This is a genomic window from Sphingopyxis sp. OAS728, from assembly GCF_014873485.1.
GTDB lineage: Bacteria > Pseudomonadota > Alphaproteobacteria > Sphingomonadales > Sphingomonadaceae > Sphingopyxis.
Genome location: NZ_JADBDT010000001.1, coordinates 1465774 through 1491520 on the forward strand (window position 1 = coordinate 1465774; position 25747 = coordinate 1491520).

At 65.6% G+C, this 25747-nt stretch carries 23 protein-coding genes; 12 read left to right on the forward strand and 11 right to left on the reverse strand.

From position 1 onward, the window contains the following. Positions 1-58: 58 nt before the first annotated feature. Positions 59-295 carry a hypothetical protein gene (locus GGC65_RS23305; RefSeq protein WP_225940712.1) on the reverse strand — a complete coding sequence of 79 codons (237 nt, stop codon included), beginning with the start codon at positions 293-295 and terminating at the stop codon, positions 59-61. A 674-nt stretch (positions 296-969) separates the two neighbouring features. After that, the gene (locus GGC65_RS06875; protein ID WP_192646471.1) at positions 970-1326 is read right to left on the reverse strand and encodes a hypothetical protein; all 357 of its coding nucleotides are present in this window, start codon (positions 1324-1326) and stop codon (positions 970-972) included. Between the two features lie 329 nt (positions 1327-1655). On the opposite strand from GGC65_RS06875, the gene GGC65_RS06880 reads away from it, so the two are divergent. From GGC65_RS06880 to GGC65_RS06895, 4 genes are all read left to right on the forward strand, one after another. Further along, a complete protein-coding gene (locus tag GGC65_RS06880) occupies positions 1656-1901 on the forward strand; it encodes a hypothetical protein (RefSeq protein ID WP_192646472.1) in 246 nt (81 codons plus the stop codon). Then, positions 1898-3529 carry an alpha-amylase family glycosyl hydrolase gene (locus GGC65_RS06885; RefSeq protein WP_192646473.1) on the forward strand — a complete coding sequence of 544 codons (1632 nt, stop codon included), beginning with the start codon at positions 1898-1900 and terminating at the stop codon, positions 3527-3529. Before GGC65_RS06880 ends, GGC65_RS06885 begins: the two co-directional genes overlap by 4 nt. Then, positions 3529-4572: a glycosyltransferase family 4 protein gene (locus GGC65_RS06890; RefSeq protein WP_192646474.1), complete on the forward strand. Its 1044-nt coding sequence runs from the start codon at positions 3529-3531 to the stop codon at positions 4570-4572. The genes GGC65_RS06885 and GGC65_RS06890 overlap by 1 nt, the downstream gene beginning before the upstream one ends. Positions 4573-4968: 396 nt before the next feature. Then, positions 4969-5148, forward strand: coding sequence for a hypothetical protein (locus GGC65_RS06895; protein ID WP_192646475.1), 180 nt, complete (start codon positions 4969-4971; stop codon positions 5146-5148). Between the two features lie 323 nt (positions 5149-5471). On the opposite strand, the gene GGC65_RS06900 is transcribed toward GGC65_RS06895, so the two are convergent. Further along, complete coding sequence (locus GGC65_RS06900) at positions 5472-6050, reverse strand: DUF4142 domain-containing protein (RefSeq protein WP_192646476.1); 579 nt, start codon at positions 6048-6050, stop codon at positions 5472-5474. A gap of 72 nt (positions 6051-6122) precedes the next feature. Then, positions 6123-6932 carry an esterase/lipase family protein gene (locus tag GGC65_RS06905; RefSeq protein ID WP_192646477.1) on the reverse strand — a complete coding sequence of 270 codons (810 nt, stop codon included), beginning with the start codon at positions 6930-6932 and terminating at the stop codon, positions 6123-6125. Between the two features lie 282 nt (positions 6933-7214). Here GGC65_RS06905 and GGC65_RS06910 point away from each other — a divergent pair, with 282 nt between their 5' ends. Continuing rightward, positions 7215-7817: a DUF1989 domain-containing protein gene (locus tag GGC65_RS06910; RefSeq protein ID WP_192649430.1), complete on the forward strand. Its 603-nt coding sequence runs from the start codon at positions 7215-7217 to the stop codon at positions 7815-7817. Between the two features lie 9 nt (positions 7818-7826). Here GGC65_RS06910 and GGC65_RS06915 read toward each other — a convergent pair whose 3' ends face one another. Genes GGC65_RS06915 through GGC65_RS06935 form a run of 5 tightly spaced genes read right to left on the reverse strand, consistent with a single transcriptional unit; the run spans position 7827 to position 11054 of the window. Then, complete coding sequence (locus GGC65_RS06915; protein WP_192646478.1) at positions 7827-8795, reverse strand: NAD(P)/FAD-dependent oxidoreductase; 969 nt, start codon at positions 8793-8795, stop codon at positions 7827-7829. Further along, positions 8792-9448: a DUF6766 family protein gene (locus GGC65_RS06920; protein WP_192646479.1), complete on the reverse strand. Its 657-nt coding sequence runs from the start codon at positions 9446-9448 to the stop codon at positions 8792-8794. The genes GGC65_RS06915 and GGC65_RS06920 overlap by 4 nt, the downstream gene beginning before the upstream one ends. Then, a complete protein-coding gene (locus tag GGC65_RS06925) occupies positions 9435-10088 on the reverse strand; it encodes a PRC-barrel domain-containing protein (protein ID WP_225940713.1) in 654 nt (217 codons plus the stop codon). The genes GGC65_RS06920 and GGC65_RS06925 overlap by 14 nt, the downstream gene beginning before the upstream one ends. After that, positions 10078-10308, reverse strand: a complete 231-nt coding sequence (locus tag GGC65_RS06930; protein WP_192646480.1) for a hypothetical protein — start codon at positions 10306-10308, stop codon at positions 10078-10080. Before GGC65_RS06930 ends, GGC65_RS06925 begins: the two co-directional genes overlap by 11 nt. After that, a complete protein-coding gene (locus GGC65_RS06935) occupies positions 10305-11054 on the reverse strand; it encodes a Crp/Fnr family transcriptional regulator (protein ID WP_192649432.1) in 750 nt (249 codons plus the stop codon). The genes GGC65_RS06930 and GGC65_RS06935 overlap by 4 nt, the downstream gene beginning before the upstream one ends. 226 nt (positions 11055-11280) lie before the next feature. Between GGC65_RS06935 and GGC65_RS06940 the strand changes: the two genes are divergently transcribed. From GGC65_RS06940 to GGC65_RS06960, 5 genes are all read left to right on the forward strand, one after another. Continuing rightward, positions 11281-13539 (forward strand): catalase, encoded by a 2259-nt coding sequence (locus tag GGC65_RS06940; protein WP_225940714.1) that lies wholly within the window; start codon positions 11281-11283, stop codon positions 13537-13539. Between the two features lie 124 nt (positions 13540-13663). After that, positions 13664-14650, forward strand: a complete 987-nt coding sequence (locus GGC65_RS06945) for a methyltransferase (RefSeq protein WP_192646481.1) — start codon at positions 13664-13666, stop codon at positions 14648-14650. After that, positions 14647-17385 (forward strand): cyanophycin synthetase, encoded by a 2739-nt coding sequence (gene cphA / locus GGC65_RS06950; RefSeq protein WP_192646482.1) that lies wholly within the window; start codon positions 14647-14649, stop codon positions 17383-17385. The genes GGC65_RS06945 and cphA overlap by 4 nt, the downstream gene beginning before the upstream one ends. Beyond that, positions 17378-18256, forward strand: coding sequence for an isoaspartyl peptidase/L-asparaginase family protein (locus tag GGC65_RS06955; RefSeq protein WP_192646483.1), 879 nt, complete (start codon positions 17378-17380; stop codon positions 18254-18256). Before cphA ends, GGC65_RS06955 begins: the two co-directional genes overlap by 8 nt. Beyond that, complete coding sequence (locus GGC65_RS06960) at positions 18249-19082, forward strand: cyanophycinase (RefSeq protein ID WP_192646484.1); 834 nt, start codon at positions 18249-18251, stop codon at positions 19080-19082. The genes GGC65_RS06955 and GGC65_RS06960 overlap by 8 nt, the downstream gene beginning before the upstream one ends. On the opposite strand, the gene gntA is transcribed toward GGC65_RS06960, so the two are convergent. Together gntA and GGC65_RS06970 are read right to left on the reverse strand one after the other, a co-directional pair. Next, positions 19079-19798, reverse strand: coding sequence for a guanitoxin biosynthesis heme-dependent pre-guanitoxin N-hydroxylase GntA (gene gntA, locus GGC65_RS06965; RefSeq protein WP_192646485.1), 720 nt, complete (start codon positions 19796-19798; stop codon positions 19079-19081). The two genes, GGC65_RS06960 and gntA, sit on opposite strands and share 4 nt — an antisense overlap. 210 nt (positions 19799-20008) lie before the next feature. Next, positions 20009-23266, reverse strand: coding sequence for a helicase-related protein (locus tag GGC65_RS06970; RefSeq protein WP_192646486.1), 3258 nt, complete (start codon positions 23264-23266; stop codon positions 20009-20011). A 366-nt stretch (positions 23267-23632) separates the two neighbouring features. On the opposite strand from GGC65_RS06970, the gene GGC65_RS06975 reads away from it, so the two are divergent. Continuing rightward, a complete protein-coding gene (locus GGC65_RS06975) occupies positions 23633-24151 on the forward strand; it encodes a hypothetical protein (protein ID WP_192646487.1) in 519 nt (172 codons plus the stop codon). Between the two features lie 13 nt (positions 24152-24164). Beyond that, the gene (locus tag GGC65_RS06980; RefSeq protein ID WP_192646488.1) at positions 24165-25700 is read left to right on the forward strand and encodes an FAD-dependent oxidoreductase; all 1536 of its coding nucleotides are present in this window, start codon (positions 24165-24167) and stop codon (positions 25698-25700) included. Positions 25701-25747 lie beyond the last annotated feature (47 nt).

A 25747-nucleotide genomic window follows, 5' to 3' on the forward strand; every position in this document is an offset into this window, starting at 1 on the left:
GATCATCTTCAGCCGTCGTCATCCGTGCCTCCACACGGCAACAGGATACCGTCGCCGCTCATGGCCGGGTTGCGCGCTCCCTGGTGCCGCGGTCGAGCGAGCGCAGTGCCGCCAGCACTTCGTCGACGGGAACCGCGCGCCGCGCACCGGGCGGCTTCCTGAGCGAGGGCTTGTCGCGGACCGCAGCGCGGTCGGACGCCCAGGACGCGAGGAGCGCGCGTTTGACCTCGGGCTCGAGGCTCGGGTGACGCGCAACGTCGAACGGATGCAGAAAACGGGAAAATGGCTCGGACATGATCGTGCCTCCTTCCTTGTCGCCATTCCTTTTCACCAGGCGCGGCGTGCCTGCCGCGCCCATGAAATTTTGGAAATGAATCGAGCCGCGTCAAGAGGTGAAATCGCCACCAAGCCGCTGAAATGCGGCGCGCTGGCAGTCATCGCCTGCGAGCGCAAAAAATTTTGCGGGCCCCTCTTGAAGCGAAAAAATCCGCTTCCCAGCTCTTCGGCGCCGCGCGTCCCGGACAAGGTCGTGCGCACCGCGCTGCAGGATGCGGCGTCGGTCGCCTCGCTGCTGATCACGACCGAGGCGCTTGTCGCCGAGCTGCCCAAGGAAGAGAAGCCCGCACCGATGCCGGCGATGGACTTCTGACGAGAATGGGCGGCGGGGCTACCTCCGCCCAATCCGACCGATGATGCGGGCCAGCGATGTCCTGCTATGGCAGTCAAAGCGTTCGCGGCTGTGCGGCAGAGTTGCAACTGCGATATGGCGAAGGAGCCGAACATCATGTCGTGCGGCAGATAAAATGGGCGCGAACGCGGCAAGGACAATGAAATAGCCTATTGGGAATCAGTGCATAACGACCTCGCGAAAATATCGCTGAGAGGAGGCGGCGGCCGATTCAGGACGCGGCCGAAATGACGCCTAACTTGCCGACATTGGATTGGAACCCCGTAGGAAGCCCTGCGTTCTTACAAAACCCCGCCGCTCCTTGCGGCGGGCTCCTTGGAACCCTCAAACTGCCCCGCTCCGGCGGGGCGATTTTGTGGTGATGCATGACTGATATCGACGCAGAGCTTCTTTCTCATCTCCCACTGGGAGAGATAGAGAGGATCGTGTTCTATAAGCGTGACGAAGTTACGGCAGACCTGCTCTGCTGCGACGTAAAGGTCGCCGGAAAAACTTGGATGTTTCACGAAATGTTGCCCGGATGGAACTTGCTGCTCGGCCACTTGGGCAGCCTTCCCGGGTTCCGGTCCGAAGCGCTCGGGGCGATTGCTCATCCGCCTTTTGAAAAGTCGGAAGCTGTCGCATTTCAGCGATAGCATGGTGGCTCGCCTGGAAACGACAGGCCTAGCTCTGCTTCTGTTTTTTTTCGGCGTTGTCGAAGTGATCTGGCAAGCGTGCCTGCACGCATTTGACTGGCGGAAACAGGTCACGTTTCGGAGTAATACGCGCAAGCGACCGAGCGTGCCGATCAGTCCGGCGTGGCCGCCATCGACCGAAATTAGTCCGACGTCTACCAGCACATCGGTAATGCCGACGCTGGCTGGAGCGATTCACTTCCGCGCTTACGTCGCGCAGCCATCACGCGCCCACTGCGTTACCTATCTCGCTGCCTTTGCCTTGGGCTAACCCACATAATGGAATATCGTTTATGCTGCAATTTCTTGGACGCCTTCTTACCAGCGAGCCACCGAAGGTCCGTTATCTGAACAAAGCAGAAGCCGACACGATATGGCGGGACGGCCGTCTTCTTGCTGTCGATCCACAAGGCGCAACCTTCGAAACCGTGGTAAGCGGCGTACCCGTTGCAGAATGCCTACCCTGGGGCTCGATCGGCGCCGTCTGCGTGCCGCTGAAATCGGATGCAACGAACGCCGCGGCAGAAGCTCGCACATGACGTTTTCAGAAAGTCTCCGCGCAAGCGCCGGGCGCGACAGCCGGACCGCTCGGCCGTGGTGGGAGGCAGGCGTCGTCTACCAAATCTATCCGCGCTCGTTCCAGGATAGCGATGGCGACGGGGTCGGTGACCTTGAGGGTATTCGCCGACGTCTGGGTTATGTGGCTTCGCTAGGGGTGGATGCGATGTGGCTGTCGCCGATCTTCCCTTCGCCGATGGCTGATTTCGGCTATGACGTCGCGGACTATTGCGACGTCGATGCGCTGTTCGGGAATCTTGACGACTTTGACGCACTGCTCACCGACGTGCATGCGCACGGTCTCAAGCTCCTTCTCGACTTCGTGCCGAACCATAGTTCGACCGAGCATCCCTGGTTCACCGAAAGCCGTGCGTCGCGGGACAGCCCGAAGCGCGCCTGGTACTTCTGGCGCGACGGCGCTCCCGATGGCGGTCCACCGAACAACTGGACAAGCGACATGGGCGGCCCGGCATGGGAATATGATCCGGCAACCGGTCAATATTATCTCCACACCTTCCTAAAGGAACAAGCCGACCTCAACTGGCGCAACCCCGAGGTGCGCGCCGCGATGACCGACGTGCTGCGCTTCTGGTTCGATCGCGGGGTCGACGGGTTTCGCATCGACGTGCTCTGGCATTGCATCAAGGCCGAGGATCTGAGGGACAATCCGCTGAACCCGGCCTACACGCCAGAACAGGGCGAAAAATTCCGCGTGCTCCAGCAGCATTCGGCGAACCAGCCCGAGATCCACGAGATCGCGCACGCGTTTCGTGCGCTCGCCGACAGCTATGGCGAGCGCCTCCTCGTCGGCGAGATCTGCCTGCCGGTCGATCAGCTCATGACCTATTATGGGAGCGCCGAGACACCGGGCGTCCACTTGCCCTTCAACTTCCAGCTCTTCGAAGCGCCGTGGGATGCGGCGCTCATCGCGCATATCATCGATACCTATGAGGGTGCGCTGCCCGAGGGCGGCTGGCCGAACTGGGTGCTCGGCAGCCACGATGCGCCGCGTATCGCAGGCCGCCTGGGCGAGGCGCAGGCGCGCGTTGCGGCGATGCTGCTCCTGACACTTCGCGGAACGCCCACGCTCTATCAGGGCGACGAACTGGGGATTGGCCGGGTGCCGATCCCGCCCGATCGCATCCGCGACCCCCAGGATTTGCGCCAGCCGGGCCTTGGCCTCGGGCGCGATGGCGCGCGCACGCCGATGGCGTGGGACGACAGTGTGAACGCCGGCTTCAGCGATGCGGAGCCGTGGCTGCCGCTGCATCCCGACTGGCCCGTCCGCAACGTTGCCGTGCAGGAAGCCGACCCGGCTTCGATGCTCACCCTCTATCGCCGCTTGCTCGAACTTCGCCGCCATCACGATGCGCTCGGCATTGGCGCCTTCGAGCTTCATCCCTCGAGTCCCGACGTCCTGCAATATGGACGAAGCGAGGGCGACGAGTATTTCGTCGTCGCACTCAATTTCGGCCCGGTGCCGCACGAGCTATCGCTCCCACCCGGCAGCGGGGCCGCTAGCCTCATCCTGTCAACGCACGGCCGCACGTCATTCGACGGCACGCTTCAACCCGACGAGGGCGTCATCTTTCAGCTCAAGGCCAATTGATGCGCATCGCGATGGTCGCTCCGATCGCCTGGCGCACCCCGCCGCGCCACTATGGGCCATGGGAGCTCGTCACCAGTCTGCTTACTGAAGCGCTCGTCGCGAAGGGCATCGATGTCACGCTCTTCGCGACCCTCGACAGCATCACGTCGGCGACGCTCGCCGGCGTCGTCCCCGCACCCTATTCCGACGATCCCGCGATCGATGCGAAAGTCTGGGAGCATCGGCATCTCGCGCATATCTTCGAACGCGCCGACGAATTCGATATCATTCACAACCAGGCCGATTTTCCCGCCCACGCCTTTTCGGCGCTGGTCGCCACGCCGATGGTGACTACGATCCATGGCTTCTCCTCCGAGCGGATTCTGCCGATGTACAAGCCGTATGAGGACCGCGTTCATTATGTCGCGATCAGCGCCGCCGACCGCCATCCCGACCTGCGCTACGCCGCGACGATCCATCATGGCATCGTGCCCGGAGATTTTCCGCTCGACCCCGTCAGCAGCGACGATCTGCTCTTCTTCGGGCGCATCCATCCCGACAAGGGCACCGCGGAGGCGATCGAGGTCGCGCGGCGCACGGGACGCCGGCTGCATATCTACGGCATCGTCCAGGACCAGGCATATTATGAGCGCGAGGTTCTGCCGCATGTCGACGGCAAAGCCATCATTTTCCACGGCCCGGTCGGCGGCGAGGCACGCGTCGCGGCACTCGGCAAAGCCTATGCTCTCCTTCACATCATCAATTTCGACGAGCCCTTCGGTCTCTCGGTTATCGAAGCGATGGCGTGCGGCACGCCGGTGATTGCGCAGCGACGCGGATCGATGCCCGAACTGATCGAGAATGGCGTCAACGGCTACCTTGTCGACGGCGTCGAAACAGCGGTAGCCGCGGTCGGCAAGATCGATGCGGTCGACCGTCGCCAAGTCTCCGAAAGCGTCGCGCGGCGCTTTTCTGTCGGCCGTATGGCGGACGAATATATAGCGCTGTATGAGCATATTCTGACCGGGCGGGGAAGAAAGTGGGGCGCCGGAAGATGTCTGTAGCCGAGCGGGCTCTATGAGGCGTCGATCGCTGGCGCGGTTTTTAGCCCCACAGCTGCGTCACACTTTCTGTTTATCTGAGATTACGGGTCATGCCGGCCTGAGACTTTCCGCTACTCGATAAGGATCATTAATGGCGGCCTCAATCGCTAGTTGGTCCGATCGCAGGAGCGGATAAGCTGGATGCGGACGATCATAGCTATGAAACCTCGGGAAGGCGTCCCTCACTGTCGACGACGCGCGTGCGCTCCTCCCACCGACAGACTGCTCGGAAGCCATCCACGCGCGGGGAGGAACGCATAAGAGCGGCGGCCTCGCCTCCCCTTCGCTTTGGAGGCAGCCAACCCGCCAGTCATTGGTTCTGAGGTCATCACAAACTGCGCTTGGAAGGAAGCATCGATGGAATGGGGCATTATGACGATCGTGGGACCAATCTTGCTGGTTCTGGTACTCGCTTGGGCGATGCTCAACAATCGCCGTTCCGCCGCCGAAAAGCGGCGGACTGAAGAAGCGACAAAAATGCGCCGTGCAGAAGAGGATGCTGCCGAACAGGCGCGTGATCCCAACGATGTCGACTAACATGAGTCGCTATTCCTGAAGGTGCCGCCACCAGCCTAATCACGCGAGCAGGCGAAAATCGCGCGCACGACTTCCGATGGAATTGGATCTCGCGATTGCCACGCTGGCCGTGAAGGCGCGCCGACCCTTGCTGGCGCGGCGACCACCGGACCTTGTCCAGACCCGAGCCAAGATCAACAACTCGGCGCCATCTTCCGTAATCAGCTCCCAAAATCGGCTCGGCTGTCCATGCCGTGTTCGACAAGGCGCCATATTTGACGGCGTTAACCACCAGCTTGTGAAGGCGGCGGGAGACCAGCCCATCGCTGCCGCGAGCGCCAGCGTCAGCTCTTGGGATCAAGCTTTGCAAGGTCGGCGCGGTGCGCCTCGACGACGGGAACGATCTCACTAGCCGCCTTCTTCAGGCTGCCTGTGTCGCCGCTCGTGGCATAGCCCTGATGCAGCGCCAGCGCTGCATCGTGCGCGGTCTTCTGGTGGGCAAGATAGACGGCATCGACGCCGGCAACGTCGGCGGCCTTGATTTCATCGAGCATCTTCTGCTGCGCGGCGTCGAGCTTTGGAATGGGCACTTCCAACCTCGCCTCCGCTGCGGCGGCCTTCACTTTCGCGGTCGATTTCGTGTGATGGTCGATCATCATCTCGGCGAACCGCTTCACGTCGGCGTTGGCCGATTTGGCAAGCAGCGCTTTCGACGATTCGATCTCCCAAAGATCGCCGGCACCGGCCTTGCCGATATAGGTGGCGGCATCGACCACGGCGGCGGCGGGCGGCGCCGCGGGCGGGCTCCCGGCCTCGGGCACTGTCGCATCAGCGACGTCGGCCGTTTCCGCCGGGGCGGGGGTCTCGGCAGCGCCGCATCCGGCGAGCAGAAGGGCGAGCGTCAGAATATAGGGGCTTTTCATAATTCCTCCATCGCAGGCAATAGATCGAACTGATCGCGCAACGTCGGCCGCGGACCGAAGTTCCGTTTGCCGCTAAGCATGACCGGCCGCGGGATAGGCCCATGCCGACCAAGGGGAAGGCTGGAATGGCGCCCATTCGCTCTCGTCCTGCGCAAGCCGGTCGGCCACTGCGTAGATCACGCTCGGGTTGACCCCGAGGCCGCAGTGGCTGCCATAAACTTCGATATTCTCGCGCCGCGCCGCGGGCGTCTCGCAGCAAACCTGCCAGGCGCAGACCCCGTCTGTCCGACTGTAAATTGCAGAGGATGGCACGGTCGACGGCGTCGCGAGCTCGGCCAATATCGCACGATTGAGGCGGTCGTCGCGGCGCGTCCCGCTCGCAAGCTCGAAGAGTTTTGCGGCATTGGTCGCCTCGCCATCGTCCCGAAAAGGCGAGCCGAGGGTAATGACCTGCCGGATGTTGGCCGGCATGCGCCGGGCGATGAGGCGCGCAAAGATGCCGCCAAGACTCCAGCCGACAAGGCTGATCTTTCTCCCGGTCTCGTTGAAGATCGCTTCAACCTCGGCCATGAGACGCTCACCGCTTGCTCCGATCGCGCGCGGCCCCCGATTGCGCCCGAGCCTCCACGGCCGCGCATCATAGCCAAGCTTTGTCAGGACCGACCGCAGAGCTGCGGTCGACCGGTCGCTCGCGAGTAGCCCCGGCAGGACGAGGACCGGATGGCCGTCGCCGCGCGCGGCCGCGTGGACAAGGCCGCCATAGCTGGCGGCGAGGAGCCCGAATTCGGCAGCCGCGCGCGGGAGTTCGGCGGCGGCGAGCCAGGCGGATGGCGCCTTGGCAGCGCCGGCACTCGCGGTGCGAGTTGATTGTGAGACGGTCATTGCCGACAAAGCCCCGGACCACGGTCTTCGTTGCGGAAGTTGATCGAGATCAAGCCGATTTGCGTCTCGCGTCGGACAAGATGATGCGCGTTAGGCAGCCGCGACAAGCCGGATTTTGGTGCCCCGACGCTCCAACAGGCGGCGGCATTCGAACAAGCGTCGTTCAGCGTGGCAGCTTGCGCTTTTTCCGCGGAGCCATTTCGCTTCGCCATCGTTTGCAGGGAATCATTTGCTCGAAGAGGAGAAATTGTGACGGCGACCGACTCGAATTGCGCGACGTGGGTGCCCGTAGCGCCCGCCCATGCCGCCCCGACGACGATCCCGCCGCGATCGGGCGTTGCCTTTCAGCTTGCGAAGGGCGACATTCTTAAGGTGACCGATCCCGAAGGCGGGCAGGTCAGCGACATGCTCGCTTTTCTCGCACGCGATACGCGCGAATGCCTCTCGAACGGCCGCACGCTCGACTATGAGGAAACGATCCGTCTCACGGCGGGCCACCGGCTCTGGTCGAACCGTTCGAACCCCATGCTCGAGATCATTGAGGACAGCGTCGGTGTGCACGATTTTCTTCTCACGCCCTGTAGCGAGGCGACCTTCCGCCAGTTCTACGCCGACAAGCCCGTTCACCGCGGCTGCTTCGGAAATCTCGCGGAAGCGCTCGCCCCCTATGGCGTCGAACCCGATGCGATTCCGGTTGCCTTCAACATCTTCATGAACGTGCCGGTCGATCCGGAGGGAAGGCTTCGCGTGCTGCCGCCGATGACGCGACCAGGCGATTTTATCCGGTTGCGCGCGCTTGACGATCTCGTGATCGGGCTGACCGCCTGCTCCGCCTATGACAGTTGCGGCGGAAGCTTCAAGCCGATCGACTACGCCATCGAATGACATCCTCGATCATGTCTCATGCTGCGCGGCCAATATGTGCCCATCGCGCTCGCGCAGCCAGTTGTGGAGCCGTGTCGCCGCCATCGCGCCCTGTCCCATAGCCGTACTGATCTGGTCCAGGCCTTCGAGCAGATCCCCTGCGGCGTACAGGCCTGGAAGCAGACCGTCGGAGAAGGCGGCAAAGGGCAGGCAGCGCTGCGTGTCCAGGATCGCGCCGAGCCTTTCCGCGAGATCGCTGCGCGGTGTCGATCCAAAGGCCGGGTAAAGAATATCGAAGCGACGAGGCGCGTCTTCGCCCTCGAGCGACACGATGATCGAGTCCGGCCCGGCCTCGAGGCGGTCCACCCGTGCCTCTACGACGTCCACGCCGCTCGCCGAAAGTTCATCTCGCGCCGCGTCGGTCAGCGTCGCCTGCCACTTCGGGATCAGCGTCACATGGCGAGAAAACTGGCGAAGGAACATGGCTTCGGCGGCGCCGTGCAGATCCGAGCCCAGCACCGCGATGCGCTCGCCCCGATGTTCGAAACCGTCGCAGATCGGGCAGTAGCGCAGGACCCCGTCGGCCACGGCCTGCATGTGGTCGCCTGCGTCGAGCGTCGCGAGATGGGTCTCGACGCCCGTCGCGAGGATAACCCCGCGCGCCTCGAGCCGCCCGCCGCTCGAAAGCGCGGCGACAAACAGATCGTCCCCGCGCCGAACGATGTCCGTCACGCGCGCCTCTTCGATTGTGGCGCCATAGCGCCGCGCGTGTTCGGTCATCCGTTCGATCAGGTCGATGCCTTTGACGCCTTCCGGAAAGCCCGGCACGTTACGCGTCAACGGAATCCACAGGGCGCGCGAGCGGCCGTCATGGACAATGCGGATCCGCCGCCGGTACCGTCCAAGATACATGGCAGCCGTGAGCCCGGCCGGGCCGGCGCCGACGACCAGCACATCGAGCGGTGCCGCCCCTCCTGATTCCCGCTGCCCCGGCGTCAAGCGCCCGTCTCGGAATGCGGCGCGGCGACCGCTTTCGATTCCGGAGATTCGCGCTGGCGCAGGAATATCGAGAGCAGGACGAGAATCGCGGTCGAGAGAAATTCGCTCTGCCAGTTCTGGAAGCTTTCGAACCACAGCTGCGGATCGCCGAGATAGGCGATCGTCGATTGCACCGCCTCGCCATGCTCGCGCGCTTCGTTCGCCGCCGCAGCGGCGCTCTGCGTCCAGTGGACCACGAACGAGAGCAGGAAGAGCAGGAAGAGCGCGATGCCCAGCGAGCGCGCGTACAGCGCGCGCGCCAGGCGCCCTTTGCGAAGCACCGCCGGCGCCCCGGGTTGCAGGGCCTGCGCCTCGAGGTTCTGGTCGCGCGGGGGATCGTCGGGGTCCTTCGATTCGGCGGAGCCCTTCTGGATCAGCATCGCGGTCAGGACGACATAGGCCGACATCTGAAGGAACTCGCTTTCCCAGTTTTCAAAGACCGACGACAGGAACTCCGGACTGAAGCTATAGGCGCCGAGCGTCATTGCGGGCTCGCCATGTCGCACCGCGTCTTCGACCGCGACATGCCAGCCCGTCAGCCACTGCCCGGCGATGCTTCCCGCGAAAAGCAGAAGCAGCACGATGGTGAGGCCATTGTCTTTAAGCCGTTGCATTATCGGTCTCCCGCTGGCGGCCGGCGTCATGTCGATGGCCATTGTCTGATTGCATCTTCTGCGACAGGGCGACGGTCGCAGGCCATCGGCCCTGCTCCAATGGCGCGCGCCGTTCGAACGCGGCGCGGCTCTCAAGCAGGATCAGCCCGTCCGAGTGACAGTCGAGATGCGCTATCGCGACGGACCGCAATTGCTCTTCGACACCCGCAATTCCGCCCGACGCCACGACGACATAATTCACGCGCCCCGAAGCGCATTCGATCATCGCTTCAACTGCGCGGCCGACCGCCTCGCCGCGATCGTCGCTGACGGGCATCCCGGCGATTCCGGTGGCCGGAAACAGCGAAGGCCCGCCTGCCCTGCTGCTTCGCCGCGCGGCCGCCTCGGCGCCGTCCTCATAGACACGCTGGCGGCCGAGCCAGCGCCAGATGCCGACGAGATTAACGAAGGTCAGGAAGATGTTGGTCGCGAGAAGATTGGTCTGGCCGGATGAAATGCCGACGACCGACCAAGCAACCGAGCCGACGGCGAAAACGACAAAGCCCCAGCCGGTTATCCGCGCCCCGAGATTGGCCGCCGTCATCATCGCCGCGACCATCGTCGCGACCGGTGCGATCCAACCGGCGGCATCAGCCAGCATCGCTGATCTCGTCACCGTCCGTCGGCGTGCCGGTCTTGCCCGCGGCGCGCTGCTTCAGTGCCTCGGCCGCCGCATCGACGAGACTGCGCCCTGTCTCGGCGGCCGCCTCGGCCGTCAGCGAGATTGCCACACCATTGGGACCATCAAGAAGCACGATGCCCTCTTCAGCGGTCGCGATGCCGGGTCGGATGTGCGGATCGGGCGGGTAGCGGCTTGTCATCGTCGTAACCTTTTCGTGGTGGGGAGAATATTTTCACTATCCTCGATATAGAGGGAGGCCGGGTCGAACTCGCCCCGTGTCGCAAGGGCGGATGGGTCGAGAATTTCGACGAGCGACGACCGGAAGATGCACAGCCGCTCTTCCCGCAACTGTCGGATGACGCGGTTTACATGGACCGTCGTAAGGCCGCAGATTTCGCCGATGTCGGACTGGGTCAGCGCGAGCGCGAAGCGCCGCCCGTCGCTAAGACCGGCGGCGAAAAGGCGGGCGCTGGTCTCGCAGAGAAAGTGGGCGATGCGGCCCAGCGCATCGAGCCGCCCGAGGCGGAACAGCCACGCGCGATGAATCGCAGCATCGAGGAGGGTCGCATACCACAGCTTTCGCGTGAGGCCCGGCATGTCCTCGGCAATGGCCTCGAGCTGCGCATGCGGGACGATAGCCACCGTCGCATGCGTGAGAGACGCGACGTCGTGATCGAGACTGTGAAGCGGGAAGCCATGCAGGTCGAGGAAGTCGCCGGGCAAGTGGATCGCAACCAGTTGCCGGAGGCCGCGACTGTCGTCGAGGTAGCGCGACATGATCCCGTCGACAAGCAGCGTGCTGTGCGCCAGCGTTTCTCCCGTGCGGGCGATCGTTTTGCGCGCTGCGATGCTCCGAACCTCGCTGATGGCCGCCTCGAGCCGTTCGCGCTCGGCGGTGCTGAGCTCGGCTCCGCGCCGTTGCCTCAGGAAGCGGTCGGTAAACATCAAGCGGCTATCCTCACCGGTCGAAGGCGCGGCCGAAGCGACCGCGGCGAGCGATCAACGGGCAAACCTGGGCAAGCGTTGCATGCGGAAAACGGCGATCGAATTGATGCAGATTAACTTCGCAATTTGTTCGGCAACTTCACGCGCGTTGATTTGTTGACCTGTTGCTCCCGCCGCGGCGCAACGGTTCCAACGAGCGAAGGCTCCCAACCAGCTGGTGTGACAAATGGCCCGAACAGAAACTTCGAAACCGACCGCAAAATCGTCCAATGCGAAGGCGTCCTCCGCGCCCGCAGCCGGGCCGACCCGATCGCCTGCCGACATCGCGGGCGCCGACGTCGCCGGCGAGACGCCGAAAAAGGCACCGGCGATCCCCGCAGATGCCCCGATCAGCAACAGCTTCAGCGAACTGCAAGGCGGCGGCGGCGAAACGCGCCAGACCACCGAGAGTGGCGCCCCGGCGCTCACCACCCAGCAGGGTGCGCCGGTCGCCGACGATCAGAACAGCCTGAAGCAGGGCGCGCGCGGCCCGACGCTGCTCGAGGACTTCCACTTCCGCGAGAAGATCTTCCACTTCGATCATGAGCGCATCCCCGAACGTGTCGTCCACGCGCGCGGCTATGGCGCGCACGGCTATTTCGAACTGACCGACAGTCTCGCCGAATATAGCCGCGCCGATATCTTCCAGCGCGTCGGCGAGCGCACCCCCGCCTTCGTGCGTTTCTCGACCGTCGCGGGATCGAAGGGCAGCTTCGATCTCGCGCGCGACGTGCGCGGTTTCGCGGTCAAGCTCTACACACAGGAAGGCAATTGGGATCTCGTCGGGAACAATATCCCCGTTTTCTTCATCCAGGATGCGATCAAATTCCCCGACCTGGTCCACGCCGTAAAGCCCGAGCCCGACCGTGCCTTCCCGCAGGCGCAGTCGGCGCATGACAATTTCTGGGATTTTGTCAGCCTGATGCCCGAGAGCTTCCACATGATCATGTGGATCATGTCCGACCGGGCGATCCCGCGCTCGTTCCGGACGATGGAAGGCTTCGGCGTTCACAGCTTCCGGCTCATCAATGCCGAAGGCAAGGCGGTGTTCGTCAAATTCCACTGGAAGCCCAAGCAGGGGCTGCAATCGGTCGTGTGGAACGAGGCGGTCAAGATCAATGGCGCCGATCCCGATTTCCATCGCCGCGACCTGTGGGATGCGATCAACGGCGGCGACTTCCCCGAGTGGGAGCTCGGCGTCCAGCTGTTCGACGATGATTTCGCCGACAGCTTCGATTTCGACATACTCGACGCGACAAAGATCATTCCGGAGGAGCTTGTCCCCATCCGGGTGATCGGAAGGCTTGTTCTCGACCGCGTTGTCGACAATTTCTTTGCCGAGACCGAGCAGGTCGCCTTCTGCACGCAGAATGTCCCGCCGGGCATCGACTTCTCGAACGATCCGCTGCTCCAGGGCCGCAACTTCTCCTATCTCGACACCCAGATCAAACGCCTCGGCGGGCCCAATTTTACCCATATCCCGATCAATGCGCCGAAGTGCCCGATGGCGCATTTCCAGCAGGACGGGCATATGGCGATGCGCAACCCGAAAGGCCGCGCGAATTACGAGCCGAACAGCTGGGGGCCGACGCAAGGCGGTCCGCGCGAGGATCCGGTGCGCGGTTTCCAGAGCTTTGCCGACGAGCTCGAGGGGCCGAAACAGCGCGTGCGCTCCGAAAGCTTCGCCGATCATTATAGCCAGGCGCGGCAATTTTTCATCAGTCAGACGCCGATCGAACAGAAACATATCGGCGATGCGCTGGTGTTCGAGCTCTCGAAGGTAGAACGTCCCGACATCCGCGCACGCACCGTCTCGCATCTGCGCAACATCGATGCCGGCCTCGCCGCGACCGTCGCCGACGGCCTCGGCATCGCGCTCCCCGATGCCGCACCCGCAGCGCGCCAGCCGATCACCGACCTGCCGCCTTCGGACCCGCTCAGCATTCTCAAGAACGGACCCGACAGCTTCAAGGGCCGCAAGCTCGGCATCTTGATGAGCGATGGCGCCAACCCGACGATCTTCAAGGCCCTGGTAAAGGCGCTCGACGCCGAAGGCGCGGTCTATGAGGTCGTCGCGCCCAAGATCGGCGGCGTGACGCTCGCCGACGGAACCAAGGTCGCGGCAAGACACAAGATCGACGGCGGCCCGTCGGTCCTCTTCGATGCCGTCGCGATCCTCGTCTCGGAAGAAGGCGCCGCCGAGCTCGCGGCCGACGCGACCGCGAAGGATTTCGCAAGCGACGCCTTCGCGCATTGCAAGTTTATCGGCATGACCGCCGAGGCCGAGGCCATCTTCGCGGCCGCCGGGCTTGCCGATGACCTCGACGAAGCCTGTATCCCGCTCGCCAAGGCGGGCGACGCTGCGCCCTTCGTCGAGGCGTGCCGGGCGCTGCGCCACTGGCCGCGCGAACTCGTGGTGGATCTCGACGCCAAGACCAAGGTCTAGCGCCACCGGAAGCCGCCGCGCGCATTGGCGCGGGCGGCTTTCGGACAATCGACATAATCCAGATCAATCGCGGCAACCGCGCCAGGATCATCGCGTTTCGGGAAGGGAGAGTGAAGGAATCCCGATGACCCGTTTGAGCAGTTTGTTCGCCGCCGAATCCGAAGCCGAAAGCCCGGCTGTTCCAGCGGATCGACGCGAGCGCCTCCTCGATATTCTCGGCTATCTGGACGGTGTCGGCTATGATTTCATCGCCCCGACGCCCTCGACGCACGCACGCGTGGTCGCCCGCGCTGAGCGCAGGATGGCCCGTAATCTCGTCGACGCCCTCGGCTGGAGCCTGCCGGTGCCCCGCGGGACACTCGATCCGATGCTCGAGCGGATTCTAGGCGAAGCGGGACTGTTCGCCGCGTCGGGCGAAAGCGGTCTTCATCCGAGCCTCCGCGTCTCGCGCGTCGAAGGCGCATTGTTCTGGCATTCGGCCTATCCTACCGACGCGGCGGACTCGGTTTTCCTCGGTCCGGACAGTTGCCGCTTCGCGCAGTTCATCGCCGGGCATATGCCGGCCGACGTTGCGACGATCCTCGACTATGGCGCGGGCGCCGGCGTCGGCGGCATCATCGCCGCGCAGCGCGCGCCGGGCGCGTTGCTGACGATCGCCGACGTCAATCCCAAGGCGCTTTTCCTGGCTTCGATCAATGCAGAGCATGCGGCAGTGCGTCATGAGCTGCTGCACGTATCGAGCCCCACCGAGGTGCCGGGTTCCTACGACCTCATCGTGACGCACCCGCCTTTCATGATCGACACCGCGCACCGTGCTTATCGCGATGGCGGCGGCCTTCACGGAGGCCAGCTCTCGCTTGACTGGTCGCTGGCGGGCGCGGACCTACTCGCGCCGGGCGGCCGGTTCGTGATGCACACCGGCGCCGCGATCGTCGGCGGCACCGACGTGCTTCACGCAGCGCTTGCCGAGCGTCTCGACCGAACGCGATTTTCCTTCAGCTACCGCGAACTTGACCCCGACATTTTCGGCGATGAACTCGACAAGCCGGCTTATGCCGATGTCGAGCGCATCGCAGCGGTCGGCGTCGTCATCGACCGGGTCGGCGCATGAGCGAGGCAGCACCGATGCACGTCATCGAACGCAGCGTCTACCGCGGTCCCCATGTCTACAGCGCCCGCCCGATGATCCGCGTGCGCCTCGATCTCGGCGCCCTCGAGACGCGTCCGACCGACCGGCTCCCCGGCTTTGCCGAAAGGCTCGTCGAGCGGCTTCCGGGCCTCGCTGCGCATGGATGCAGCTATGGCGAGCCCGGCGGCCTTGTCCGCCGGATGAAGGACGGGACATGGCTCGGTCATGTCATCGAGCATGTGGCGATCGAACTCCAGTCGCGCGCGGGCGCGCAGGTGACGCGCGGCAAAACCCGGGCGGTCAAGCGGCAGCCCGGCGTCTACGACATATTATTCTGCTATGCCGATGCCGAAAGCGGTCTCGCCGCCGCCCGCGCGGCAATCGAAATCGTCGCCGATCTGCTGCCCCCCGGATTGCAGGCTGTCGAGGGGCTCGACAGGCTTGCGTCGTCACTCGACCTGCGCCCCGATGACATCGGCGCGATCACCGAGGCCCTTCGCAGGCTCGCGATCGCGAACGGCCTCGGCCCAAGCACCGCCGCGCTCGTCGCCGAAGCCCGCCGCCGTCGCATCCCGGTCCTGAGGCTCGATAAGGCGAGCCTGGTCCAGTTCGGCACGGGGAGCCGTCAGCGCCGCATCCGCGCGAGCGTGACCGGCGCCACATCGCTCATCGGCGCGGAGCTCGCCGCGAACAAACAGAAAGCCAGATTGCTGCTCGAGAGCATCGGCGTCCCCGTGCCGCGCGGCGGTGTCGTCGGCTCCGCCGCGGACGCCCGTGCGGCGGCGTCGAAGCTCGGATGGCCGGTCGTCGTCAAACCGCTCGACGGGAACCAGGGCCGGGGGGTCAGCACGGGCGTTGCCGACGAACGGCAGCTGGACGAGGCCTATGCCCGCGCCGCCGCCACCGGCCGCCGCGTGATCGTCGAAAAGCAGCTGCCGGGAACCGATCACCGCATTCTGGTTGTCGCCGGCACCGTCGTCGCGGTCGCGGAGCGCGTTCCAGCAAGCGTCGCCGGCGACGGCACGCATTCGGTCGCCGATCTCATCGCAGCGGTGAACGCCGATCCACGCCGCGGCGCCGGACATGAGGCGGTTCTCACCCGCATCCGGGTCGATGCAGCTCTCGAGGATTTTCTCGCGCGCGGCGGACGCGATCTTGCGACCGTCCCGGCACCGGGAGAACGCGTGGCGCTGCGCGGCACCGCCAATCTTTCGACAGGCGGAACGGCGATCGATCGCACCGACGACATTCATCCGGACAATGCCGCAATCGCGGTGCAGGCCGCGGCGATCGTCGGGCTGGACGTCGCAGGCATCGACATGATGGCCCCCGACATTTCACGCAGCATCCGCGAGACAGGTGGCGGGATCGTCGAGGTCAACGCGGCGCCGGGGCTGCGGATGCATATCGCGCCGTCCGAAGGCAGCCCGCGCGACGTCGCAAAACCGATCGTCGCCTCGCTTCTCCCCAAGGGGTCGAACAGCCGGATACCCATTTTTGCCGTCACTGGCACAAATGGCAAGACGACGACGGTCCGGATGGTTGCGCGCATTCTCGGCGAGGCGGGCTACCGGGTGGGCTTCACGTCGACGACCGGGGTCTATGTCGAGGGAAGACGCCAGGCTGCGGGTGACGCCAGCGGGCCCAAAAGCGCGCGCATGATATTGCGCAACCCGATGGTCGATGCCGCAGTGCTCGAGACCGCGCGTGGCGGGCTGCTGCGCGAGGGGCTCGGGTTCGACGTCTGCGATGTCGGCGCGGTGCTCAACATCAGCGAAGATCATCTCGGCAACCGCGGCGTCGAAACGGTCGAGGACCTTGCGCGGGTAAAATCGGTAGTGGTCCAGAGCGTCAAGCGCCGCGGCGCCAGCGTGCTGAACGCCGACGATCCGCTCACCGTGCGAATGGCGCGCCGTGCGCGCGGCCGCATCGTGTGGTTCGCCGCGTCCGCGGGCGCGGCGGAGCGGCCTCCGCTCGCTGGCCACCTCGCCGCGGGCGGCATGGCGGTCACCCATGAGAACGAAACGGTCATGCTCTACCGCGACGGCGAACGCCACGCGATCGTCGGTACGGGCGCCCTCCCTTCGGCGCTGGGCGGCGCCGCGGAATTCAATATCTGGAACGCGCTCGCGGCGACTGCGATCGCGGCGGCCTACGACATTCCACTCTCCGCAATCAGCGCGGGGCTCGTGTCCTTTCAACCCAGCTTCGAAGATTCGCCGGGGCGCCTCAACATCGTCGACGCGCACGGCGTCCGCATCCTCGTCGACTATGCCCATAATCCGGCTGCGCTCGATGCACTCGCGGCGCTGTTGCCCAAGCTGCGCGATCCCAATGGCCGCATTCTCGGAGTGATCGGTCTTCCCGGCGACCGGCGCGACAGCGATCTCCTAAACGTCGGCGCGCAGGCGGCCGCGATGTTCGACGAGATCATGTTTCGCGAAGGGCCCGACGGACGAGGACGCCCGCGCGGCGCGGTCAATGCGCTGATGGCCGAAGGCGCCCTTGCCGCGGGCAAAGCGCCTTCGGCCATCCACCTGCTCGTCGACGAAGAGGCGGCGACAGATCTCTGCCTGGCGCGCGCCGAGCCGGGAGATATGATCGTCCTCACGCCGACCGACGTCGACGGCATCTGGGCACGCGTTCAGGCCTTCGCGAACAGCCCGGCGCCGCTGCGGCGACCGCCGTCACAGTCGCCGGCTGCCGCCCTTGGCTGACCGCCCCTGGTCGATCGTCGTTCACGGCGGCGCGCGGTCGATTCCGCCCGAGAAGGCGGAAGCGCATCGCGCGGGCTGCCGCCGCGCTGCGGACGCGGGCGCGGCGGTCCTGCAGGCTGGGGCCACCGCGGTCGTCGCGGCGCGGATCGCGGTCTGCGTCCTCGAGGACGATCCGACGTTCAACGCCGGCCGGGGCTCGGTCCCTAACCTTGCCGGCGAAATCGAGATGGACGCCGCGATCATGGACGGAGCCTCGCTCGGCGTCGGAGCCGTCGCGGCCGTTCGCCACATCTACAACCCGATCGAGGCGGCCGCGGCAATGCTCGCCGCCGAACCGATCCTTCTCGTCGGGCCGGGCGCCGAGGATTTCGCGCGCAGCCGCGGCGTGCCCTGCGCCGGGCTCCCGCTCGCGCCCGCCCCCTCCCCCGGCGGCGGCCACGACACCGTCGGCTGCGTTGCCTTTGATCAGGCCGGCCATGTTGCGGCTGCGACCTCGACCGGCGGTCTCGCCGGCACACTCCCCGGCCGCGTCGGGGACGCCCCGCTTCCCGGCTGCGGCTTCTACGCCGACGACGCGGTGGGCGGCGTATCGCTCTCGGGCGATGGCGAGGCGATCGCCCGCGCGCTGCTCGGCGCGCGCGTCATGCGCGCGATGGAAGAAGGGCATGCGGGCACGGCCGTGAACGCGATACGTGCCCCGATGCAACGGCTTGCCGCCGAAGCCGGCGTGATCGCGATCGATGCTGCGGGACGGATCGGCATGGCGCACAACAGCGATCATTTCGCGGTCGCGTTCGCCGACCGGAACCGTGCCGCCGCGATTGCCGTCCTGCATGAGACCGAATGGAGAAAGGAAATGAATCATGACTGACCGCACCGGGGCCCTCATCGCGATCGGCGGACATGAGGACAAGGACGGCGACCGGGTCATTCTCCGCGCGGTCGCCGAGCGACTTCAAGGCGGCAAGCTCGTCATCGCCACCGTCGCAAGCCACGAGCCCGAGGGCTATTTCGAGGCCTATCGCCAGGCATTCAGCGGAATCGGCGTGACGGACCTTGTTGAGCTGTATCTCGACGAGCGCGAGGACACGCTCGACCCCACACGCCAGCAACTTATCGCTTCGGCCGCAGGAATATTCTTCACCGGCGGCGATCAGCTGCGCATCGTGAGCCAGATGGGCGAGACGCCGCTCGAGGAGCTCGTGCGCGACCTGCACGCACGCGGCGGCGTGGTGGCGGGCACATCGGCCGGCGCGTCGGCGCAAAGCGAGACGATGCTCGTACGCGGCAACGGCGCCGAATCCTATCGCATCGGCGACCTCCACCTGGCGCCGGGCCTCGGGCTGCTGTCCGACGTCATCATCGATCAGCATTTCGCCGAGCGGGGACGCATCGGGCGGCTGCTCGGCGCGATCGCGCACAATCCCCGGCTCCTCGGCATCGGCATCGACGAGGACAGCGCGATCATCGTCGAGGGACGCTGCTTCAATGTCATCGGCTCGGGGGCGGTAACCATCGTCGATGCCGGAGCGGTCACCCATTCGAATATCGCGGAAGCCGCACCCGACCGCACGCTTTCGCTGCACCATGTGGTGCTGCACGCGCTCAGTGCCGGCGACCGATTCGATCTCGATGCCCGGCAGCCGCTGCCCGGGCCCGTCGATCCTGGCAAGGCCGAGGACAAGGCGCTAAGCTAGCGGGCTCGCCCCGTGATCCTGTCGCCACGGCGCAGACCCGTCTCGCGGCCCGCGAAGGGGCATGTCCATTCTTCGCCCACAGCGCGTCCCGAATATTGCCGTGCTTCGGAGATGGTACCATGGACCGCAAGCATCGGGTTCGGTTCGCCTGCGAGCGCGACATCGCGCGCGATGATAGCCGCGCGCATCTTGTCGTAGAGGCCGCGACTCCGCAGCTGCTCGAACTGGTCATGGAGGTTGAACACGAGCGCGGGTCTCTCGAAACGCCGCGCGGGGCGGCTGGCTCGCGGATGCAGGCCGACGACGAAAAAGGCCTCGCCGCCGAAACTCAGCGAAAAGTGCGGATCGTCGGGATCGTTGCTGACGCGGGGGTCGGGCTCCTGGCCGTGCCAGTCGTCCTTGTGCGAGAGCGATGCGAGCCGCTCCCACAGGCACGCTTCGAACCCCGCTTCGTCGAGCCCGCTGTCTTTTTCGAAAAGGACGACCAGCGAGTGAAAGAGCGAAGGTTCGCGCGAATAGGACCAGGCGAGGTCGAGGAGATTGGGATAGATACGCAGGTCGTCCCACGCCGACCGGAGGTCGCGGCCGACGACGAACCGGATCTGGTTTCGGGCTAACGCGGACTTTGCCCCGACGCACGGGAAGTTGGTATCGCGAATGAACTCCGCGAAGCGGCGGGCAAGCGGATGGGTCTGGTCGTCGGTCGGGGAAAGCATGGATTAAAAACGGGGGACCGCGGCGCAAGTTGCATCGATTGATCCAGATCAACGCGAATCAGCACGCGGTCTTTTTTGTCCTGTGAACCACTTGACCGGCACTAGTTCGTGTCGGTCGCACGACAGCCAAGGCGATGTCTTGCCGGCCCTGGCAAGGTCCGAATACGGCAGCCGCGGCCGGATGGGTCCCGGAAACACGACGGTACCGGTTCAGAAAGACAGCGCTTCCAGAAGCGCCTGCACACGAGCCGCGCCGTCCGCGCCAAAATCGCCCTGCAGAACCCAGCGCCCCGCTCTCTTGCGAAGCCCGTGAGCGGCCGGGTCGCCCGCGAAGTCTCCTCGCGGCGTCAACGCGATCCCGGCCTTGCCCGCGTCGATCCGCGCAATGCGCGCGGCGCGGGCCATCGCGCGCCATCGAACGTGCAGAAGGAGTTGCTCGGCCGGCGGCGGCAGCGGGCCGAAGCGGTCGGCGAGTTCTTCCTCGAACGCGTCGATCTCGGGTTCGGATGCGAGGCGTGCGAGCCGCATATAGAGTGGCAATCGGACATTCACGTCAGGCACCCATTCGTGCGGAATCATTCCGGCTCCGCCCACATTCAGCTCCGGCGTCCAGTCGTCGTCCGCGTCGCCGCGGGCGCGCTCGAGCGCTTGCCCCAGAAGATGCTGGTACAAATGGGCGCCAATCAATTTGACGTGGCCGGCCTGCGTGTCGCCGAGTAGATCGCCGCCGCCGCGCGCGTCAAGATCGCTGGCACTGATCTCGAAGCCCGCGCCGAGCTGATCGAGCGCAGCCAGGGTCCGCAGCCGTTTCCATGTCGATTCGGCGATCTTCGCGCCCTCGTCGGTCAGCAGCACCATCTGGCCGCGCCGTGCACCGCGCCCGACGCGGCCGCGAAGCTGGTGCAGCTGCGCGAGCCCGAACCGGTCGGCGCGCCACACCACCATGGTGTTGGCCCGCGGGATATCGAGCCCGGCCTCGATGATATTTGTGGCAAGCAGGATATCGCCCTTGCCATCGGCGAAATCGACCATGATGGCGTCGGCCTCCTTCGCCGGCAGCTTGCCATGGACCTCGACGATCGCGAGTTCGGGCACCGCCCGGCGAAGTTTGTCGGCAAGCGCGCCCATATCTTCGATCCTCGGCACGACGACGAAGCTCTGGCCGCGCCGTCCATGCTCGCGCATCAGTAGCGTCCTGATCCGCGTGGCATCGAAACTGTCGAGGCTGGTGCGCACTGGCCGGCGGCGGGCGGGGGCCGTGGCAATGAGCGAAACCTGGCGGAGGCCGGTCAGCGCCATTTGCAGCGTGCGCGGAATCGGCGTTGCGCTCATCGAGAGCTGGTGCACCGAAGCATCCCGGCGAAGCCGCGCCTTGTCGGCGGCGCCGAATTTCTGCTCCTCGTCGATGATCACCAGTCCAAGGCGCCGGTAGACGACCGACTTGCCCATGACGGCGCCCGTGCCGATGACGATGTCGATGCTTCCGTCGGCGAGGCCCGCCTTGACCGCGCTCTTCTCGGCCGCGCTCGACAGCCGAGAGAGACCCGCTACCGTGACGCCGATCGAAGCGAATCTTTTGGCGAACAAGGCAAGATGCTGCCGGACGAGGACGGTCGTCGGTGCCGCGACGATGACCTGATAGCCGGCGATCGCCGCCATCGCCGCCGCGCGTAGCGCGACTTCGGTCTTCCCAAAGCCGACGTCGCCAATCACGAGACGATCCATCGGCTTGCCGCTTGTAAGATCCTGGCGAACAGCGGCAAAGCTTCGCTCCTGGTCGGCGGTTTCGTTGAAGGCGAAGCCGCCGACAAATCGTTCATAGCGCGCTGGGTCGGGGTCGAGCACGGGGGCCTTGATGCGCTCGCGCTCGGCCGCGAGCGTCGTGAGGCCTGCCGCAACGTCCTCGACCGCGGCGCTGATCGCGGCGCGGCGTTTCGGCCAACCGCTTCCGTCGAGCTTGTCGAGCGCGACCGCGTCGGCGTCGGCCCCGTAACGCCAGATACGCCCGGCGTCGGCTACCGCGACAAGACGCCTGGCGCCCCCGGAGAAGCCCAGCGCAATCATCTCGCCGCCGGACTCGCCCGGGGCCAGTTCAAGCCCTTCGATACGCGCGACGCCATGATCCTCGTGGATCACAAGGTCGCCGACGCGGACGTCCGAATGCTCCAAAGACAGGGCGTCGGGCCGGATTGCATCGCCCGGGTCGAGAATCGCGCGGCTGCCGAGCAGGTCCGCGGCCGCTACCACGAGGAGTTTCGGGCCAATGAAGCCGCGATCAGCGGGCACGACCAGTGAGCCGATGCTACCCTTTGGCAGCGCGAGCGCCGCGCCGAAGTCGGCGACCGGCTCGACAGCGATGCCGAGCCGCTTTGCAAGCCGCGGCCGCAAGAAGCGCAGATCGCGTTCCGAGCCGATAAGCAGCATGGCCCTGTCTTCGAGCAACGGCGCCGCGAACCGGGCAAAGGCGGAAAGCGGCGAACGCGACTCGGCGAACCGCGGCAACACGCCATGACCAATCGCATCCGCACTTCGGTCGCGCCAGGCGGCCAGACCTGCCTTCCAGCCGGCATCGTCGATCGCGTCCAGAGCGCCGCCTCGCCGCGCCGCGGCGTCACGAGCCAGCGCAATGTACCGACGGCGCCGCCCGTCGGCCTTGGGCGTCAGCATGAGGAACCCGGGACGCAGATGCGCGAGGATCGAGGTCGCGGTATCGAGCGGGGGCTCGCTTGCCCGGCCTATGGCGATGCAGGGGACATCCTCGACCATCAACTGGGTGTCCGCGCGAAAGCTGCGGATTGCTGCGATATGACCGTCGGCGAGTTCGATACGGAATGGAAGCCCGGCATCGGCCGGGAAAAGGTCGACGACATGGCCGCGGATGGCGACCTCCCCTGGCTCGTCGACGCGTTCGTCGCTGACATAACCGAGGGCTTCGACCATCTCAGCGAAGGCCACCGTGTCAAGCGCGTCGCCAACCTTCAGCGTCGGCGGCGCGGTTTCGAACGCGTCCGGCGGCGAATAAGGCTGCGCGGCCGCCTCGCCGCTCAGGATGCAGCAGGTGTGGCGCCCCTTTTCCTCGGCGGCGCCACGTAGCGCGCGAAGCGCGGCGACGCGTTGCCCGATGTTGGCAGGCGACGCCGGAGCGTCCTCGCCGGGCAGGGCGTCGCTCGAAGGGATGAAAATGACGCTCGCCGCAGTGCCGAGTGCCTCGACGGCGCGCGCGAGCGCTTCAGCCTGCCGGTCATCGTCGGCGAGGAACAGGACATTGCCTTGTTCGAGATATGCATGGATCTGGCAGGCGGTCGATGCGACATTATCATCACCAAGCCCGAGCGCGGCGTAGCCCAGCGGCGCTGAAGATTTCGGCGCGCGCGCGCCGCCGCTCGCGTCTCCGGCCGTCGTCGCGGCCGGCGCCTCCGATATGTCGTTCGCCCGCGGCGATCCCCTGTCGAATTGTTGCGCCGCCATCTCCCCAAAGCGCCCGGTGCGCGAACATGTTCCTGCACGTGAGACATTTTCCGAACAGCCGCGCGTCAGGCGGGGCGCCGCGCCCGCGCCGACGGACGGTCGTGGCGCTTCGAACGACGATAAAGATTGGGCGGCGACCGCCCGCGCGTCGATCGGGCTCGACATATGCAACCCGGGCTCCGCGTCGCGACTTTAACTATCCTGTGCGTTAGTTCGAGAGCTGCTTCGTTCCTCGGCGAGTGATCTGATCTTTTTGCACGCGCCATCTTGAGACGCGGCGCGAATCGAAATCGTCTGACGCTCCGGGCGGAACGCGAAGGCGGCGCGCGCGTGCTTGCGGGAGGACATCAACCGACGCGAGGCGATATGGAACAAGGACCAAGAGATACTCTTCCCCTGGCGAGCCGGCTGCTGCTCGGCGCGATTGCGGGAGTGGCCGCAACCGTCGCGATGACCGCCGCCATGAGCCGGATGCACAAGCGCCTGCCTCCGGCCGAGCAATATCCGCTGCCGCCCCGCGAAATAATCGAACGGACACTTCCGCGTCTTGAAAAAGACGACGCGATCCAGGACGCCGCAACCGCCGCGCACCATCTCTACGGCGCTGCGGCGGGGGCGCTCATAGCAGCGTCCGCCCCCGAGATTGGTGTGAAACGCGGCGCACTCGCGGGGGTGGGTATATGGGCCGCCAGCTACTTTGGCTGGGTACCCGCGGCCCGGATCCTCGAACCCGCGCATCGTCATCCGCCGCGGCGGAACGCCTTGATGATTGCGGCACACCTCGTCTGGGGCGCGGTGACCGCGCTGGCGATCCGCGAACTGGCGGATGCGCGCGCGACCGCCCTGCGAGCCGGCCCGCTCGACGACGCCGCGCCGAAAAATTGAAAGGAGAAACATGATGAACAGCCTCGACGAACGAAGCCGCTCCTGCTGGATGAGCGAGACGGAGATCGCACATGACGGTACTCTCAAGAACGACGTCGCATGTGATGTCGTCATTATCGGCTCGGGCATCGCCGGGCTGTCGACGGCTTACGAGCTCGTTCAACGCGGTAAATCGGTCGTCGTGATCGACCGCGGCGCGATCGGGGGCGGGATGACGGCGCGCACGACATCGCATCTCGCCTCGGCGCTCGACGATTACTACTCCGAGCTGGTCAAGGTGCACGGTGAGGATTCGGCGCGAAGCTATTTCCGGAGCCAGGCAGCGGCGATCGACCGGATCGAAGCGATTTGCGCAGCGGAGAATGCCGACGCCGATTTCGCCCGCGTCGATGGCTATCTCTTTCCCGCCCATCCGGATGACGAGGCCGATCTCGAAGAAGAGTTCGCCTGCTGCGCGCAGCTTGGCATCCCGGTAAGCTGGGAGGACAGCGCTCCGATCGCGGCCTTCGACACGGGCCGCACGATCCGCTTCGCGGACCAGGCCCGCATCCATCCCGGGCGCTATCTCGCCGCGCTCGCCCGCGCGGTCCGGCACGGGGGCGGCCACCTCTTTCCTGATACCGCTTATGTCGGCGACGAAGAGACCGACGGCAAGGTCGAGATCGAGACCGAGGCCGGGTTCCGAATCCACGCCGCGGCGGCGGTGTTTGCGACCAACTCGCCGGTCAACGATCGGGTTGCGATCCACACCAAACAGACGCCGATGCGTAGCTATGCGATCGCCGGGGCGGTCCCTGCGGGCTCGGTGACCGACGCGCTCTACTGGGACACGCTCGAGGCCTATCATTATGTCCGCCTGCAACCCCTTGGCAACGACCGGGACCTGCTCATCGTGGGCGGCGAGGATCATCGCACCGGCGAGGCAGACGACATGAACGAACGGTTCGATGCGCTCGAGCGCTGGACGCGCGAGCGCTTCCCGGCCTTTGGCGAGCCGCAATATCGCTGGTCGGGGCAGGTGCTCGAGCCGATCGACTTCATGCCCTTCAGCGGCCGCAACCCGGGGAACGACAATATCTACATTCACAGCGGCGATTCGGGACAAGGCATCACCAACGGGGTTGCCGGCGCGCTGACCATCGCGGCGCTGATCAGCGGTGAGCCCGCGCCGTTCGCAGCGCTGTTCGAGCCGTCGCGCAAACCGGTCACGTCGCGCCCTTCGCTGGCAAATTTCATCGAAGGCCAGCTGGGCGCTGCGAAAAATTTCGCGGAATATCTCGGGCCCGGCGAAGTCGCTTCCGAAGACGATCTGTCGCCCGGCGAGGGCGCCATCATTCGCAAGGGGCTTCACAAGCTCGCGGTGTACCGCGGGGAGGACGGCACGCTATCGCAGCGCTCGGCCGTGTGCACCCACGCCGGATGCCTGGTTCACTGGAACAGCCTCGAGATGTGCTGGGATTGCCCCTGTCACGGTTCGCAGTTCGCCCCGGACGGCGCCGTGCTCAACGGGCCGGCCACCCGTCCGCTTGCCGCGGCCGATCCGGATTAGTGCATTCGAAGCGCCGGGAAGGAAATTCGCCCCGACGACCGGCGCCC

What these genes read in the sequence shown, in the direction of transcription:
- GGC65_RS23305 (WP_225940712.1), bottom strand. Translation starts at nt 295, where the DNA reads ATGTCCGAGCCATTTTCCCGTTTTCTGCATCCGTTCGACGTTGCGCGT.
- GGC65_RS06875 (WP_192646471.1), bottom strand. Translation starts at nt 1,326, where the DNA reads ATGCTATCGCTGAAATGCGACAGCTTCCGACTTTTCAAAAGGCGGATG.
- GGC65_RS06880 (WP_192646472.1), top strand. Translation starts at nt 1,656, where the DNA reads ATGCTGCAATTTCTTGGACGCCTTCTTACCAGCGAGCCACCGAAGGTC.
- GGC65_RS06885 (WP_192646473.1), top strand. Translation starts at nt 1,898, where the DNA reads ATGACGTTTTCAGAAAGTCTCCGCGCAAGCGCCGGGCGCGACAGCCGG.
- GGC65_RS06890 (WP_192646474.1), top strand. Translation starts at nt 3,529, where the DNA reads ATGCGCATCGCGATGGTCGCTCCGATCGCCTGGCGCACCCCGCCGCGC.
- GGC65_RS06895 (WP_192646475.1), top strand. Translation starts at nt 4,969, where the DNA reads ATGGAATGGGGCATTATGACGATCGTGGGACCAATCTTGCTGGTTCTG.
- GGC65_RS06900 (WP_192646476.1), bottom strand. Translation starts at nt 6,050, where the DNA reads ATGAAAAGCCCCTATATTCTGACGCTCGCCCTTCTGCTCGCCGGATGC.
- GGC65_RS06905 (WP_192646477.1), bottom strand. Translation starts at nt 6,932, where the DNA reads ATGACCGTCTCACAATCAACTCGCACCGCGAGTGCCGGCGCTGCCAAG.
- GGC65_RS06920 (WP_192646479.1), bottom strand. Translation starts at nt 9,448, where the DNA reads ATGCAACGGCTTAAAGACAATGGCCTCACCATCGTGCTGCTTCTGCTT.
- GGC65_RS06925 (WP_225940713.1), bottom strand. Translation starts at nt 10,088, where the DNA reads ATGCTGGCTGATGCCGCCGGTTGGATCGCACCGGTCGCGACGATGGTC.
- GGC65_RS06930 (WP_192646480.1), bottom strand. Translation starts at nt 10,308, where the DNA reads ATGACAAGCCGCTACCCGCCCGATCCGCACATCCGACCCGGCATCGCG.
- GGC65_RS06935 (WP_192649432.1), bottom strand. Translation starts at nt 11,054, where the DNA reads ATGTTTACCGACCGCTTCCTGAGGCAACGGCGCGGAGCCGAGCTCAGC.
- GGC65_RS06940 (WP_225940714.1), top strand. Translation starts at nt 11,281, where the DNA reads ATGGCCCGAACAGAAACTTCGAAACCGACCGCAAAATCGTCCAATGCG.
- GGC65_RS06945 (WP_192646481.1), top strand. Translation starts at nt 13,664, where the DNA reads ATGACCCGTTTGAGCAGTTTGTTCGCCGCCGAATCCGAAGCCGAAAGC.
- cphA (WP_192646482.1), top strand. Translation starts at nt 14,647, where the DNA reads ATGAGCGAGGCAGCACCGATGCACGTCATCGAACGCAGCGTCTACCGC.
- GGC65_RS06960 (WP_192646484.1), top strand. Translation starts at nt 18,249, where the DNA reads ATGACTGACCGCACCGGGGCCCTCATCGCGATCGGCGGACATGAGGAC.
- gntA (WP_192646485.1), bottom strand. Translation starts at nt 19,798, where the DNA reads ATGCTTTCCCCGACCGACGACCAGACCCATCCGCTTGCCCGCCGCTTC.
- GGC65_RS06970 (WP_192646486.1), bottom strand. Translation starts at nt 23,266, where the DNA reads ATGGCGGCGCAACAATTCGACAGGGGATCGCCGCGGGCGAACGACATA.
- GGC65_RS06975 (WP_192646487.1), top strand. Translation starts at nt 23,633, where the DNA reads ATGGAACAAGGACCAAGAGATACTCTTCCCCTGGCGAGCCGGCTGCTG.
- GGC65_RS06980 (WP_192646488.1), top strand. Translation starts at nt 24,165, where the DNA reads ATGAACAGCCTCGACGAACGAAGCCGCTCCTGCTGGATGAGCGAGACG.